Annotated in this window: 10 protein-coding genes; 2 read left to right on the top strand and 8 right to left on the bottom strand. The window is 64.9% G+C overall.

All coding sequences use genetic code 11. The features are described 5' to 3' along the window. Nucleotides 1-92: 92 nt before the first annotated feature. The 7 genes from RMP10_RS06525 to RMP10_RS06495 form a co-directional block, all read right to left on the bottom strand. Entirely contained in the window at nucleotides 93-4703 is a 4611-nt protein-coding gene (locus tag RMP10_RS06525; protein ID WP_310569562.1) for a translocation/assembly module TamB domain-containing protein, read from the bottom strand. Beyond that, on the bottom strand, nucleotides 4703-7081 hold the full coding sequence (locus RMP10_RS06520) for a BamA/TamA family outer membrane protein (protein WP_310569561.1): 2379 nt from the start codon (nucleotides 7079-7081) through the stop codon (nucleotides 4703-4705). The genes RMP10_RS06525 and RMP10_RS06520 overlap by 1 nt, the downstream gene beginning before the upstream one ends. 107 nt (nucleotides 7082-7188) lie before the next feature. Then, entirely contained in the window at nucleotides 7189-7560 is a 372-nt protein-coding gene (locus RMP10_RS06515; RefSeq protein WP_310569560.1) for a DUF423 domain-containing protein, read from the bottom strand. A 32-nt stretch (nucleotides 7561-7592) separates the two neighbouring features. Then, nucleotides 7593-9788, bottom strand: a complete 2196-nt coding sequence (locus RMP10_RS06510) for a DPP IV N-terminal domain-containing protein (RefSeq protein ID WP_310569559.1) — start codon at nucleotides 9786-9788, stop codon at nucleotides 7593-7595. A 230-nt stretch (nucleotides 9789-10018) separates the two neighbouring features. Continuing rightward, nucleotides 10019-11623, bottom strand: coding sequence for a GMC family oxidoreductase (locus RMP10_RS06505; RefSeq protein ID WP_310569558.1), 1605 nt, complete (start codon nucleotides 11621-11623; stop codon nucleotides 10019-10021). Further along, nucleotides 11620-12255: a twin-arginine translocation signal domain-containing protein gene (locus RMP10_RS06500; protein WP_310569557.1), complete on the bottom strand. Its 636-nt coding sequence runs from the start codon at nucleotides 12253-12255 to the stop codon at nucleotides 11620-11622. Before RMP10_RS06500 ends, RMP10_RS06505 begins: the two co-directional genes overlap by 4 nt. Further along, nucleotides 12252-13535, bottom strand: coding sequence for an amidohydrolase family protein (locus tag RMP10_RS06495; RefSeq protein ID WP_310569556.1), 1284 nt, complete (start codon nucleotides 13533-13535; stop codon nucleotides 12252-12254). The genes RMP10_RS06500 and RMP10_RS06495 overlap by 4 nt, the downstream gene beginning before the upstream one ends. A 138-nt stretch (nucleotides 13536-13673) precedes the next feature. On the opposite strand from RMP10_RS06495, the gene RMP10_RS06490 reads away from it, so the two are divergent. Next, nucleotides 13674-14105, top strand: a complete 432-nt coding sequence (locus RMP10_RS06490) for an OsmC family protein (RefSeq protein ID WP_310569555.1) — start codon at nucleotides 13674-13676, stop codon at nucleotides 14103-14105. Nucleotides 14106-14209: 104 nt separating this feature from the next. After that, entirely contained in the window at nucleotides 14210-14542 is a 333-nt protein-coding gene (locus tag RMP10_RS06485; RefSeq protein WP_309672742.1) for a metalloregulator ArsR/SmtB family transcription factor, read from the top strand. Here the strand turns inward: RMP10_RS06485 and trxA are convergent. Further along, entirely contained in the window at nucleotides 14529-14975 is a 447-nt protein-coding gene (gene trxA, locus RMP10_RS06480) for a thioredoxin (protein ID WP_310569554.1), read from the bottom strand. The two genes, RMP10_RS06485 and trxA, sit on opposite strands and share 14 nt — an antisense overlap. Nucleotides 14976-14979 lie beyond the last annotated feature (4 nt).

The raw sequence follows: 14979 nt of genomic DNA, 5'->3' as shown, positions 1-14979 counted from the left end.
CCGGGCGGCGTGTGACAACTCCCCGGTGCAGCAACAGTGCCACGCGTGTGCACATTTGTGCGCTACGCGCATATCGAGCGCAATCCAGATGTTTAAAAGCGCCAGCGACGCACCAGAAAAAGACCGAACGCATTCGCTTTCGTAATCTCTTGCGTGGAGAGCGACGGCTCTGGCAGAAAGAAGCGCGGCTGAAACGTCGACTCTACGGAGAGTCCGGGATTGCGGCTGAGTTGGTGTTGCACACGAAAGCCAGGTGTCGTCGTCGCTTGCAACTGCAACCCGACGAACGTGCGCGTCGTGAGGTACTTGCCGAACTCGAGTTGCGTGCCTTTCAGGAAGGTCGTGAGTGCGCCGAAATTTCCGCTCGCGAGTTCCGTCGGAATATTGGACGGTGTGATGTTGAACACGTCTGCACCGAGCGAGCGCGCCGCCTGTCCCTCCAGTTCGCCGACAATGGTGCCGAGTGCGACGCCGGTCAGCTGACGAGTGGCCAGTGCGGCGCTGGTGCCGACCAGTCCTCCGCCGCTGGACCCGCCAGACAAACTGGAGCCGCCAAACTGCAGGAGTGACCCGGACTCGCTGCCGAAGGCGAGGTAGCTGAGCAGGTCGCTCTGCGAGATCGGCGGCTGGGCGTCGCTCTCCAGCGAGAGCCGCGGCGAGAGCAGCGTACCGCCGATGAGCACACGAATATCGATCGCCTGTTGCGACGGTTGCTGCACCTGATATTCCGCCGTGATCTGCAGTAGTGGATTGATGTCCTGCGTGCCGATGAACTGCACAGCGCCGCGCTTCACCTGGAAGCGCTTGCTGAGAAATTCGTACTCGCCGCGGTCGGTATTGACGATGCCGTCGAGCGCCAGCGCCTGCCGGCGTCGGTCAACCGTGATGCGAAGATCGTCTTCGCTGTAGATCTCGATGTTCGCTTCTTGCGAGCGAACCCAGGTATCGCGATCCACCGTCAACCCAAGGTCCATGCGCATGTTCGCCAGAAGCGGCGACGGTGCGAGCACGAGATCACGTTGACGGACGTCGTTGGTGTCGATGACCGCGAACACCGCTGGATCGCCGGCATTGATGACTTCGCTGTTATCCGGTTTCGGTATGTAGAACACGCCTTCACGGATGCGCGCGCGACCTTGCACGAATACATCATTGAACGGCCCGTGCATGGTGACGTCGGCATCGGCGCTGGCACGCCCTTGCTCGTTGTCCAGAATGCGCGCGCGCTCTGCCCTCATGCGCAGGTCGAAGCTCGGCGAGGCCACGTCCTTGACACCGATGCCACCGGACACCGCGATGCGGCCGTGACTATCGGCCGTCAGCGAGTCGATCACGACGCTGTCGCCGTCCAGCCTCAGCGACCCTTGCATGCGGTCGAGTGTGATGCCGAGCGCGACGACGTCGGTACGGCCGTTGCGGAGTGCCAAAGCACCCGTGAAGTCGGGCTCGCGCAGCGTCCCACGCAGCTGTGCCTGGCCGTTCACGTCCCCGCGCACGTTCGCGACCGCGTCGGTTACGCGTGATAGCAGATCGAGCGGCAGGCTGTCGGCGCGAAGCTCGCCGGTAGCCGCACCCTCGAGCATGCGTGTCCCTTCCACGCCGCTAAATGCCAGATCAAGCGGCAGTCGCGCAGTCGCGGTTGCCAGAGGCCGGAGGTCGCCCCGCACTGAATCGGTCAGCTGCGCATCGATCTGCGCAACACGATCGGCATAATCGTAGCTGCTCCGCAGGTCGGGCACTGGCGTGCCTCGATAGGTGCCGCGCGCAATACTGGCTGTGCCCACGATGCGCGGACTGCGCCCCGACCCCGTGATGCGGGTATCGATACCGATGACGCCGTTTGCTTCGAGATCACTCTGCACGAGTCCGAGCAGATCGCCAACCTGGAAGTTCTGCACGATGAGGCGTAGATCAGCGATGCCGTCGGTAGGCACGATGCCATTCGCGAACACCCGACCGTTCGTGTTGCTGCGGAGATCAAGGCTGTCGATCTCAATACCCGGCTGGCCCCACCGGATCGTGCCGGGCGCCGCCGCACTCCAGCGCGTCGTATCGAAGCGCAACCGCAGGTCGTTGAAGGTGATCTCGCGCTGATCGGGACGAATGGCGTAGAGTGCATTGAGCGTGTAGTCCCGATCGCTACTTTGAAACACCGCGACCTGTGCATTCCCTCCCGGAGCTTGGTAGTCGCCCCGGACCACCACGCTGTCGAGCGAGAATCCGGCCGCGACGACCGTATCGGCATTGGCCCGGAGTCGGATGTGCGCGCTGTCGGTGAGGGCGCCTTGCCACGTGTACTCCGACTGTAAGCGCTGCACGCGGCTTCCCATCGCCACGATTCCCAACCCCTCGAGCATGCCGGTGAGATCGAAGCCGTTCAGCCCGCCGGTCACCCGACCGGATGCCGACAGCGATCCCGCGAGCGTGTCCCGACGCTGATTGGGCAACGAGTCGATCACGACCGGCGAGGCCGGCCGTTCAACGCCGGCGGCGCGCGCGACGGCGAGCTGCATCGCCACCCGGGACGAATCCATTCGGGCGCGGCGCAGGCGCTCGGCGGTGGAAAGTGGCCGTGGGAATACCTCGGTCGTGTCGCGGGGGAAATACCGGGACAAACGGGCCAAGGAGTCAACCCGCGCCGCGTAGCGAAGATCTCCGGTGGACGTGCGTGAGAGTCCAAACGTTCCCGTGGCATCCGCCGCGACACCGGGCGCGTTCAGGGTCAGCGTGTCCAAAGTCGCCAGGCCGCTAGAGATGCGGAGGCGCAGTCGAAGCGAGTCGAGTGCGACCGTATCGACGCGCGAGGCCACCGCGTCCACCGCAAACTCGCCGCGCATCGTTGCCGGGTCGACGCCGCGACCGCGCGCCTGCATCTCGGCGCTGAACGACGTGCGTGGAGCCTGCTCGAGCAATTCGTTGGCGTTGAAGAGCTGGGTGGCGACGTTGAGGGAATAGCCAAGCTCGGCGCTGGCCAGATCCAGCTGTCCGCTCGCGCTCACACCGCCTCCGTCCGACGTGCGCAGCGTCGTGTTGATGACGAGTGCGCTGAGCGGTCCGATGGCGCGCAGTGGCCCTGCCACGGCCCCGCGAAGCCCCGCCGCTGGAGCGAAGCGCCCGACGGTCACCAGCGAGAGCGGACGCGCCGTGAGCTGCGCATCAAGCCAGGTCGGCGAGGAGGTCGAAGCCATTCGGAACGCGGCCTTACCCACCACGCGGGATCGCTCACCCCGGTCGAGGTGCGTGAGCACGATGCTGCGCGCATCGAGCCGCCGGTCGGTCTGTCCGTTGAGCGTCGTGCTGCCGGTGAGCGTGCCGCCCACCGGCAAAGTCGACATCGCGATGCGAGCCAGGTCGACTTGGAGCGGTGCCAACGTCACGCGAAGATTGCGCGCCGAGAAGACGCCGTTTGCTGCGCCAAGCTCACCAAACGCATACACACGGCTTCGTCCCGAGCGTTCATCATCAAAGATGATGTCACCATCCACGGTCATCGCGGTCGCGGTGCCGTCGAGCGACGCGCGACCGCTGATGGTGCCTGATCGCGGTAGGTCGAGCGCTGGTGAAAGGCGCTCGATGAGCGAGGTGGGAAGCGTGACGAACTCAAGTGCCGTGTCCGCAAAGCGAAGGGTATCGCCAACCGTGATGCCAAGGGTGCCGCGCACGCGCCCCCCGAGCGCGGAAAGGTCAAGATCTCGCGCCTTGTAGCGCTGCACATCGCCGGTCCAGTCGAGCGAGAGATCGATGCGGCCTTCGCCACTGTCTGGAAGGGCCGGATACAGAAAGCGAATATCGGACAATGCGATTGGCGCGCCGATGGTACGGAGCGATAGATCGCCATTCTCGATCACGTATCGACCGCTCAGCTGCGCCCGCGACGCCGGTAGTGTGAGTGTGACATTCTGGAACCACACCGAATCGGTATTGAGTTCGAACGCCCCGGAGAGCTGGCGCACGTCCGCGCCGGGGGGCGCAAACGGCAGCGCCCGCATGCTGAGCGAGTCGGTGCGGATCAGTCGTGTTGTAAACTCGGGATGCGCGATGCGCACCAAGGGCAGACGTCCGTTGATGTCCAGAAAGTCTTGCGTGGCCTGCCAGCCGCCGCCGGTGGTGGCACGCGCGACGACCGCCCGCTCCTTCCCCGCGAGTGCGACGGCGATGGCGCTGTCCCGCGCGGCACCTCGCAGCCCGTCGTCCGGGGTCCAGGGTATCCGTACAGTGAGGCGAGAGCGCTGCACCGTGACATCGTTCAGCACGATCCAATCACCAAAGCCGGGCGCGCTGTCCGTGGGCGTCTCCGAATCCGTGGGGAAGATGCGGTCGTAGTTCCACACGCCGCCCGTCGGGCGCTCGATCACAATGTGCGCGTCAACCAGTCGCACATTGCGCAACGCAATGCGTCGGCTGATGAGCGCCCGCAGGCCGTAATCGGCGTGCAGTTCGCCGGCCACAATGAAGGGACTGCCTGCGCTGTCGGTGATCGAGAGATCGTGCAGCGTAAGACCCGTCAGCAAGTTGCCGCTCACCGCGCCCACCTTGACGATCCCGTGCGCGGCGCCGTTCAGCGCCGTCAGTGCTCGAACGCGTACCTGCTCGCGTCCCCAATCGGTATTGGTAAACACGAAGGCCGCCCCCACCGCCAGCGAGACGATGGCGAGGACGATGGCGGCGGCACCGATAGCGACGCGTCGCAGGGGAGTTCCCATTAGAAGGCCTGACCGATGCTGAGGTGGAGCGTGAGACGATTCGCCCACTTGCGAAGCAGGCCCATGCGTTCCAACGGATCGGGAAACGTGCGACAGCCTTCACTCGACAGCGCACCGCAGCCTGTCGCCGGCGCGAGCGCGACGAGGACACGCTGCCCCGCGCTGTCTGTCGTCTGCGTGATGACAGGGAGCGCGCGACGCAGCGTCGGTCGAAGTCCCAGATCGACCCGAATAGGCCCTACCGGTGATTCGTATCGCACGCCGAATCCCGGCGTGATGGCGCCCGTGCCCCGCGTGATCGAGTTCAGCGTGCCTTCTCCCAAAATGGCGCCGTCAACGAACAGGGCTCCGACGAGAGAACCCCACACCGGAATCCGCAACTCTACGCTGCCTTCGAGCAATGTTGTGCCGCCCAACGGACGCACCTGAAAGTCGCTGTCGCGCAAGAACGCAGCGTTGACGCCGCACGAGGCGATCGGAGTGGCTAGCGCGCAACCGTACGTGGTGTCGCCCTTGCTGATGGCCCGTCCGCGTAGAACGTCCGGCGCGATCGTGAGCACCCGTGGGCCGAGCTGGTTCTCGCCGAAGCCTCGCACGCTCTGCGCACCGCCGGCGTAGAAGCGTTTGCGCGGATGCAGGATTTCCGCAGAGCCCAGTGCTTCGCGGTTCGCGGGCAGCCCTACGGCGCCAGCGGTGCTGGCAAGCGGTTGAACCCATCCCGCCCGCACATGAAGCGCGGCGACGATGTTTCGGAAGGGCAGCGGCCTATACATCGCCACATCCGCCAACGCGCGATTGTACCGGAAGTCGGAGGCAGTCAATGCCGATGCGTGTTCAGCTTCGGCGCGGAAGCGAATGCCGCGCGTGGGCGACAGCGGTGAATCGCTGCGGTCCATCGAAATGACGGCGGCGGCGGGGGAGAGTCGTTGCTGACCACGGAGCGCCAGAATGGTCGAGGCATCACACACGCCGTAGTTCACACAGAAGTACACGTCGCCAGCCTCGACACTGCTGATTTCGAAGCGATAGGTGGCACTCAGCGGCGTGCGCACGGCCAGCTCGCGCGTGAACGTGCCGCTGGCGCCGTATCCGCGATCTACGAACACACCTGGTGAGCTTCGCCGATGGGTAAAAAGACCGGCTCCGATCGTGTTCCGTGGCGAGCGGAACCAGCGCTGTCGCGCCTCCACACTGGCCTGATACGTCGGCGAATAGAAGCGGCCCAACGCGTTATCTCGCGAGATATTCGTGAAGTTCACAAAAAACTGACTCTGCGTGAGTTGCTCGGCGAGCAGATTGCCGACAGTGATGGTCGCGTCGAACTTTCTCGTGCCGCCAAGCCAATAGTTGTCGGTGAACCGGGCCTCAGCCTGGACAAAATCTGCCGTCGTGAATCCGACGCTGGCGCGTGCTTCGCGCTGCGGCGCCTCGATGACGCGCACGATGAGCGACTTCACGCTGTCCGGCACGCCGGGGGCGTGCGCGAGCGTATCGATCGTCGCGCGACGAAAGAGCGCCGACTCGTAGAGCGCACGCTGGCTCTGCGCGATGCGGGAACGACGAAAGACATCGCCGGGCGCGATTCGCAGCGACCGTCGAATCGCGAGTTCGGAGATCTTCTCAACACCCTCGATGCGCACCTCGCCGATCGTGACTCGCCGCTTGGGGTCCACGCGAAAGCTCAACGAGGCACTGTCAGCCGCGGAATCGACCTTGGTCGACGGCGTGATGACCGCATCGGCGAAGCCCTTCTCCCACAGCGCGTCGCGAACGCTCGCGACGGTGGAATCGATGGCGAGCAGGTTGAGGGGCTCATTCACGCGCGGACGGATCAGGCCGGCGCTGTCGATCGGGACGGGAGCGAATGAGACCACGCTCGTGGATGCAACGCGTGTAGGCGGTCCCTCTTTGACCGACATCGTGATCCGCACCGCATTGGAACCGACCCGAACGATGCTGGTGTCGATGGCGACGTCGCGATATCCGCGGCGAAAGTAGAACACCAGCGCGCGAAGCACGTCGCGTTGAAACTCATCGCGGTCGAGATAGCTTCGCTCGTAGATGTGCCGCGACTTCGTGATCACACAGAACGGCTTGAGCAGCAGGCTCTTGCATGCAGACGGTTTCGACACGAGGCTTTGCCGCAATGCTGCGACGGGCAGCTTCGACGTCCCCGTGATCTTCAGCTCCCGAATTTCAGGGGACTCCCGCTGCGCCGTTCGGGGGCCGCGCTCAGTGTTCGGCTGCGCGTCGGCAGGGCTGGATACTGCTGCCAGCAAGAGCACGAGCGACGTGAGCCATAAAGAAACGGCGGGCCGGACGACGAACGGGAGCCAATTCGCTGGCGCCGTACGTGGCGTGTGATGTAAGACGTGCATCCCGCATCGCAACGCAAACTGCGGTCCACACCGCTCATCGCAGCCGTTGTGTGACTACTGCGCGCCCAGCAGCCGTGCGCTCAACTCACGGTCGTCCGCACACCGGATTAGCGCGCGCGCATCGCGGCGAGCGCCAGGCAAGCCCAGCCGGCAATGAAGCAGACGCCACCCAACGGCGTGATCGCACCGAGTGCCCTGACGCCCGTCAGCGCCATCGCGTAGAGCGACCCCGAGAAGAGCAGGGTGCCGGCCAGGAAGAGCCACCCACTCGCGTTGGCGAGTGAACCTGGGAAGCGGGTGACAATCCACGCCGCCGCCAGCAGCGCGATGGCGTGGTACATCTGGTACCGAGCGCCCGTCTCGAACACCTCGAGCATGCGAGGTTCGAGACGGGCCTTGAGGGCATGCGCGCCGAAGGCACCGGCGGCTACGCCGATACCGCCAGAAAGGGCGCCGATCATCACAAAGAGACGGTCCATATGTGGAATCTAGCAGCGTGGCGTGTGCGATCTCAGTTTTTCGGCCCGATCTGATACTCCTTTGGCGGCGTGGCACCCAGAAGATGCTGCACGAAGTAGTCCCACCGACGGCGCATCATGTAGTTCGAGGCCGCGCCATAGCCGTGTGCCGCGTTCGGAATCATGACGAGGTCGAAGTCCTTACCGGCCTTGATCAGGGCATCGACGACGAGCCACGTGTTGTCGGGAGGCACGTTGTCGTCCATCGTGCCGTGCGCCAGCATCAGCTTCCCCTTCAGGTGCTTGGCCAGCGTCTGATTCGCTTCCTTGTCGTAGTTGTCCACCGCACCGCTCTTGGTGAGCAGGCCGTGGTAGCGCTCGCCCCAATCGTCTTCGTAGTTGCGGTTGTCGTGATTGCCCGACTCGGAAATACCGACCTTGAAGAAGTCCGGGTACTGGAACATCGCCGAGGCCGTGGCGAAACCGCCGCCCGAGTGGCCCCACATGCCCGCGCGTTCCAGATCGATGAAGCGATAGCGCTCGGCCAACTGCTTCATGCCCGCGATCTGATCGGGAAGCGTGTTGTCGCTCATGCGACCGTAGTACGCGTCGTGAAAAGACTTCGAGCGCGTCGGGTTTCCGGTGCCGTCGATCGCCACGACGATGAACCCCAACTCGGCCAGCGCCTGATTGTCGCGCGTCGCGGCCGAGAACTGACGGCTGCCCACACTGCCGCCCTGCGGACCTGGATAGATGTAGTTGATAATCGGGTACTTCTTCGTCGAGTCGAGCGCGGTCGGCGTCCACATCACGCCGTATAGGTCCCATTTACCGGCGCGATCCTTGACGGTGATGCGCGTGGGGGCCTTCCAGCCCGTCGCGACGAGCTTCGAAATGTCACCCTGTTCCAGTGTCGAGATCAGCTTTCCCGTGCTCGCGTTGCGCAGCACGGCGATCGGCGCGAGGTCGGCGCGCGACCAACTATCCACGAACACGGCGCCGTTGGGCGACAGCGTGGTGTTGTGGTCGCCGTCTTCCGGCGTAAGGAGCGTCAGCCCCTTCCCGTTCATGCCGATGCGATACAGATGACGGAAGTACGGATCGCGCCCCGGAATCTTGCCGGCGGCGACGAACCAGATCATGCGGGCCTTCGCATCCACGCGCTCCACCGAGAGCACCGGCCCGTCGCCAGTCGTGATCTTCGACTTGAGCGCGCCCGTGGCGAGGTCGTACAGATACAGCTGTCCCCAGTCATCGCGTTCGGAGAACCAGATCACTTCGTTGGTCGCCGGCAGCACACGCCAGTTCGCCACGTTGTCACCGCTCTCGAACTGTGTGGCCACCTCTTCGCGCAGCACGTCGCGCACGTCACCCGTGCTGGCGTCGGCGATGCGCAGTGTGGCGATTTTGTGGTCCCGCGAGTTCGACAGGAACGCAAGCTTGGAGCCGTCCGCGTACCATTCCACGTCGGAGAGTTCACCGCCACTGCACGAGATGTGATCGCACACCGACGAGCGATGCTGATCGGCCGGCATCTTGAAGCGCACCACCTTCGGCGTCGACGCAGACAGATCGACGATCACCCGGTGTATCATCGACACCACGCTGTCGCCCGGCAGCGGATACTTCCACGCGCTCAGTTCGGGATGACCGACCTTCATCTTCACGAGGTACATCTCGCCGACGTTGCGCTGATCCTGCTGGAACGTGGCCATCTTCTTGGAATCGGGCGACCACGTCAGGATCGCGCGATCCGAGTGAATCCAGCCGGCGTTATCGGTCGCGTACCCGAAGTCTTTCACGCCATCGGTCGTGACCTGCGTCTCCTTGTTGGTGGCCACATCGCGCACCCAGAGATTCCAGTCGCGGATGAACGCGGCGGTCTTGCCGTCGGGTGAGACATGCTCGGGCGGGCGACCACCGGGCCGGGCGGCCGGGCGGCCGTTGGCACGTGCGGGCTCAGCCGGGCAGTTGGCGCCCGCGGCGGTGCAGTCCGTCTTGGTCCCCTTGATCGGGTCGACCACCACGAGCGGTGAACTTCCATCCGCCAGCCGCACGCGGTACGTGAACCGGCCATCGGGGAGCCACGTCGGCTGCACGCCGGTGCGCGACACGAGGTTCGACGTGTTGAACGCGAGGAAGCGCTCGGCCCGCGCGTAGTCGGCGGCGGTGATAGCGCGCGACTGGGCAAGCAGAGGGGCGGCCACGAGCGGGCCGGAAAGAATGGCACGAAGGAGAGAACGGCGCATCGGCAGGATGGGTGGAGGGTGCGTACCCCTGAAAAGTGCCTTGGCGAACCGTGTCAGGGAAAGCCCGAAGCCGAAACGATCAGCCGGAGATCTCCAGATTCGACACAAATCTGCCGCCCGCCGCGTCATCTACGCGTCGTGCAGTTATCGCTTTTGGCTTATCTGTGTGACCCGCGCAATCCTCCACAATCCGTGTTCCAGCTGTTGCAGTGTCGACGGGTGTCGTTTGCTCAGACTGCGGCGGCTCCCGCGATCGCCGCCGCTGTGCGCAGCCCCACCGCCACGAAGGTGAGCGTGCCGTTGCAGCACGAGGCCGTGGGCTGTGCTGGCGCGCCGGCCACCCACAGATTCTCGTGGTCGTGGGCACGTCCGTGCGCATCCACCACGCTTTGTGTCGGGTCAGTTCCCATCCGGCAACCGCCGACCGGGTGCTCCTGCCCGAGATCGTTGGCGCTGTTCTCCATGCGCAGGATTTCGCCGCCGCCGGCTTTCGCCATCGTACGGAACAGGTCACGCAGTTGCTCTTCCTGCCACTCCTTCAACGCCGCGCTCTCCGGCGCGTCCTTGAACGAGACGTTCGGCATCGGATCGCCGAAGCGGTTGACCTTCTTCGCGTCGAGCGCGAGCGCGCTCTCCTTGTCGGGCAGCACATCGTAGTAGCCACGCACCCGAGCAGTCGCGCCCTTCGCGCGCTGCTGCCAATCCTTCATCAGGTCATCGCCGAACTGCACGCGGCCATCGTCGTCGCGCAAACGCGGTTCACGCCCGACGCTTGACTCCCAGATGCGCAGGTCGTGGCGCAGATAGCGCGCCGAGCGCGGCACCCGCATGAACTGCTTCGACACCAGCGAATGCTGCACGTTGATGCCGGGGAACAGCTCCATCGGCAACCGCAAATACGCGTTCACGTTGCGATGCCCGGCGAGATACTTGCCAACCAGTCCGCTGCGATTGGCCAGTCCATCGGGGAACGCGCTGCTCTTCGACAACAGCAGCAGATGCGGTGACCACACGAAGCCGGCCGCCAGTACGAACGTGCCGCCTTCAATGGTGACTTCCTCGCCCGAAGCGTTCGTGCGATTGCCCGTGGCCCGCGTGATGCGGCCCGTTTTCGGGTCGGCCTCGAGCTTACGCACCAGTGTCTCGGTCACGAGCGTGATCCGCTTGCGCGCGACCAACGCATCCCACGTGAAGTCGGGCGAGTACTTCGCACCCGTGGGGCACACGGGATAGCAGGTGTCGCACCGCTGGCATTGCCCACGCCCGTCTTGCGCCACGGAGTTCTTCGCGCTCGGTGTGCTCCACGTGACAATGCCGGCCTTGGTGGCCCACTGCTGCAACTGTGCAAGGTTGTAGTTGATCGGAAGCGGCGGCAATGGATATGGCTTGCCTCGCGGATCGAGCGCGACCGGCCCTTGTTCGCCGGCCACACCCATCCGCTCTTCCGCTTCCTGATAGAACGGATCGAGATCGTCGTAGTTGAACGGCCAGTCGCTGCCCACGCCGTACATCGAGCGCAGTGCAAAGTCCTCCGGCGAATAGCGCGGCGACACACCGCCCCAGTGCATCGCCAAGCCGCCCACGTTCATGCTGGGTGAGAAGCCCCACGTGGTGCCCGTCGCGTTCTGGTCGTCGAGATGATCCTGCTTCCAGGGGCTCTCTCCATACGCGCGCCAACGCTCGCGCGCCTTGACCCGGTCGGCGAACGGTGTCGTGGGCTTTCCTGCTTCAACGACCAAAATCGACTTCGTGGTCTTCTCGGCCAGCGACGCCGCCATCAACGCGGCGGTGATGCCACTGCCGACGATCACGATATCCGCATTGTGCGTGATCATGTGCGCGGCTCCATGGTGACAGGCAACGGCTTGCGCGTGGCATCACCCAGCGTGCGGCACACACCGGGCGCGACACGGGCGCCGAGAGCGGCGTCCCACGCATTAGGCCCCGATGACCAATGCGACAGCAACGCGATCGCAACGTGGTTGGCATTGAGCGGTGCCGGTAATCGGTCGCCTCGCTGGTCGCGCAGCACGGCGCTGAGCAGCTCCTGACGCTGTGCCATTGGGAGGGTGGCGAAGCCTTCAGTGCCATGTTTATGCGCCAGCAGCTCCAGTGCGGAGAGCTGCGCGCGCCAGGCCGGAGAGGGGTCGGCCGGCAGGTAACGCACGTCGGCGTAGCCATATCCGTGCATCTCCTCCGCCACCGGTTCGTAGTCGTCGGCCCAAGCGACGAACGCATTGGTCGCCGTGCGGATACCGGTCGCGCCGAGTGACGCCGGCAAGACGGCGGTCGCCACGGCATCGAGCAGTACGCGATCGAATCCGCGCACGCGCTCCGCGCTGTTCTCCTGTCCGGTCGCATTGCTTGCGGTCGGGTCTTTCACGGCGCACGCGGTGCTGGTGCCAACGGTGGCGACACCGGCAGTCAGGGCGCCGGCGGTCTTGAGAAAGCTGCGTCTGGACGTCATTTCCGAGCTCCGGTACGGCGTGCTGCGTCGTGGCGATACACGCGGCCACCCTTCATCACGAAGGACACGAGCTGTGACGCTTCGATCTGCGCCACGGGATCGCCGTCGGTCGCGATGAGGTCCGCCGCGTATCCCACGGCGATGCGGCCGATCTCCTTCTCGAGTCCAAGCGACTCGGCGGCCCGGCTGGTCGCACTGACGATCGCGTCCATCGCTGGCTGGCCACCACGACGTACGCGACACACCAGCTCTTCGGCATTTCGCCCATGCGCGCCCGCCACGGCATCGGTGCCGAACACGAGCTTGAGCGTGGGCAGCTTCGCGGCGAGCCCGATGCCCTTCTCGGCCAACGGAATCGCCTGTTCCATCGACGCGAAGCCGGCCGCGTTGTAGTTGCCGATGCCCTCGAACCACGGCTTGTTGTCGAGATAGTTGTGAAACACGAGGCCGCACTGCGGATCGAAGAACGTGCCGCGCTGTACGAGCAACGCGCGCGTGGCGTCGTCGGCGAATACTCCATGCTCTACCTGCGTGCAGCCGGCGCGCGCCGCGCGTTGCACGGCCTCGGCCGAATGCGCATGCACCACCGAGCGCAGCCCCTGCGCCTTCGATTCTCCACAGGCCGCCTCGAGCTGCTCCGGTGTCATGGTGGCCTCGCCGCCGTCCCGAATCGACTTGGAGGCGAAGATCTTGATGACGTCGGCGCCGCGTGCCTTAAATCGACGCACCGACGCGCGGAGCGAATCGGGTGATCCGCCCCCGGTGCGTTCGTTCAGCGTGCCCAGTGACGTGAGCACCCGAGGACCGGGAATACGACCCGCATTGATCGCATCACGCAGCACGGCGTTGTCGGCCTCGCCGATGCTCTGCACCGTGGTGAAGCCCGCCCGCAGCGTGGCCCAGGCATTCCCCGCGCGCTGAAGCGTGCTCACGTCGGGGGTATCACCATCGCGATCCTCATGGAGCCGCTGCTTGTCGGTGATGTACCAGCCCAAATGGACGTGCGTATCGATCAATCCCGGCAGCAGCGTGCGCGCGCCCAGATCGATGCCTCTCGCCGGCAGAGGGCCAACCGACGCGCGCATAGCGGTGATCCGGCCACCTTGCACGGTGACGTCCTGATTGCGCAGGGTACGTCCCGTCCCATCGATGACCCGCGAGGCGCGCAGCACGACGGGGAGGGTGGCGGGATCGCGGGTTGTCTGGGCCGACAGCGTCGCGGCGGAGAGGGTAAACAGCGCCACAAGGGCGCGGCGGGGCAGAGCGAGTGAGGCGGACATCGGGAGCCGGGGCAGAGGGAATCGTCCCACAAAAGAGGGCTCGGCGCGGCGCAAGGCAAGGCCCCATATTTGCTCTGGAGCTGGGGAGGGTGCCGTCCGGTGCCCGTCCGATATGATCTCGTACGCGAGGGTTGGTCGATGCAGCGCACAGCACAGGCAGTCTGGAAGGGCACGGGCAAGGAAGGCAGCGGCACGCTCACGACGCCGAGCGGCGTGCTGAATGCGCAGCCGTATTCGTTTAAGCTCCGCTTCCAGGACGAAGACGGGCGGAATGGCACGAACCCCGAAGAGCTGATCGCGGCCGCGCACGCCGGCTGCTTCTCGATGGCGCTGTCGTTCCAGCTGGCCAACGCCGGCTTCACCGCCGATGAGATCAACACGACCGCGGTGCTGACCATGGAGCCGGTGGACGGCAATCAGACGATCACTCAGATCGTGCTGAAGCTCGCGGCCACGATTCCCGGCATCACGGCCGAGCAGTTCCAGACGCTGGCCGAGAACGCGAAAGCGGGCTGCCCGGTGTCGCGGCTGTTCAAGGCCGAGATCAGCCTGGAAGCCTCGCTGGCTTGAGTCGCGCCTCGAAAGTCCACGAGGACGGCGATGGTTGCCGTCCTCGTGGTGTCTCTGGTATATTCATACGCGTGTATACGTGAATTTCTTGCGCGGGGATACTGATGGCTCACAAGGTGATGCGTCCGGAGTTGCTTGACCTGGTGGCGGACCGGTTCAAGGCATTGAGCGACCGGGCGCGGCTCAGTCTCCTGCAGGAACTGCGTGGCGGCTCGTGCACGGTGAACGAGCTGGTCGAAGCTACTGGCATGGGTCAGGCCAATGTCTCGCGGCATCTGGCCATCCTGTTCAATCACGGATTGGTGAGCCGCGAGCGCGACGGCGTGTACGTGCGCTATGAACTCGCCGACGCCGATGTGCTCAAGCTCTGCGAACTGGTCTGCGGACGATTGGAGAGCGAACTGGCTGAACGGAAGAAGGTGATCAGCGGGCGCTGATCACCATCTGCTCCAGCTGGCCCATCGGCACGGCGCCGACCTGACGCGCCACTTCCTTGCCGTCTTTGAGGAGCGCGATCGTGGGGATGCTTCGGATCGCGAAGCGCGATGCGACACCAGGATTGCGATCGGTGTCGACCTTCGCCACGATCGCCTGTCCGCGCTGCTGCTTCGCGAACTGCGCGAACACCGGCGCCATCATCTTGCAGGGTCCACACCAGTCGGCGTAGAAGTCGACCATCACCGGCACCGTGCTGTTTGCGACCACGGTGTCGAAGTTGGCGTCGGTGAGCACCACCGGCGCGTCGAGCACGAGTGGTACGCGACAGGTCCCGCACTTCGGCTGCGCATCGGCCCGGGATAGGTCAACGCGGTTGAGTTTGCCGCAGGCGGTGCAGGGGAGCACCGCCTTCCGAGCACTGGTGGTGGTCATCGAT

Source organism: Gemmatimonas sp., from assembly GCF_031426495.1.
Lineage (GTDB): Bacteria > Gemmatimonadota > Gemmatimonadetes > Gemmatimonadales > Gemmatimonadaceae > Gemmatimonas.
The sequence above is the reverse complement of the archived record's forward strand: the minus strand, read 5'-3'. Positions and strand labels throughout refer to the sequence as shown.

Coding starts and splice junctions, on each gene's coding strand:
- RMP10_RS06520 (WP_310569561.1), bottom strand. CDS start 7,081: ATGCACGTCTTACATCACACGCCACGTACGGCGCCAGCGAATTGGCTC.
- RMP10_RS06510 (WP_310569559.1), bottom strand. CDS start 9,788: ATGCGCCGTTCTCTCCTTCGTGCCATTCTTTCCGGCCCGCTCGTGGCC.
- RMP10_RS06500 (WP_310569557.1), bottom strand. CDS start 12,255: ATGACGTCCAGACGCAGCTTTCTCAAGACCGCCGGCGCCCTGACTGCC.
- RMP10_RS06490 (WP_310569555.1), top strand. CDS start 13,674: ATGCAGCGCACAGCACAGGCAGTCTGGAAGGGCACGGGCAAGGAAGGC.
- RMP10_RS06505 (WP_310569558.1), bottom strand. CDS start 11,623: ATGATCACGCACAATGCGGATATCGTGATCGTCGGCAGTGGCATCACC.
- trxA (WP_310569554.1), bottom strand. CDS start 14,975: ATGACCACCACCAGTGCTCGGAAGGCGGTGCTCCCCTGCACCGCCTGC.
- RMP10_RS06515 (WP_310569560.1), bottom strand. CDS start 7,560: ATGGACCGTCTCTTTGTGATGATCGGCGCCCTTTCTGGCGGTATCGGC.
- RMP10_RS06525 (WP_310569562.1), bottom strand. CDS start 4,703: ATGGGAACTCCCCTGCGACGCGTCGCTATCGGTGCCGCCGCCATCGTC.
- RMP10_RS06485 (WP_309672742.1), top strand. CDS start 14,210: ATGGCTCACAAGGTGATGCGTCCGGAGTTGCTTGACCTGGTGGCGGAC.
- RMP10_RS06495 (WP_310569556.1), bottom strand. CDS start 13,535: ATGTCCGCCTCACTCGCTCTGCCCCGCCGCGCCCTTGTGGCGCTGTTT.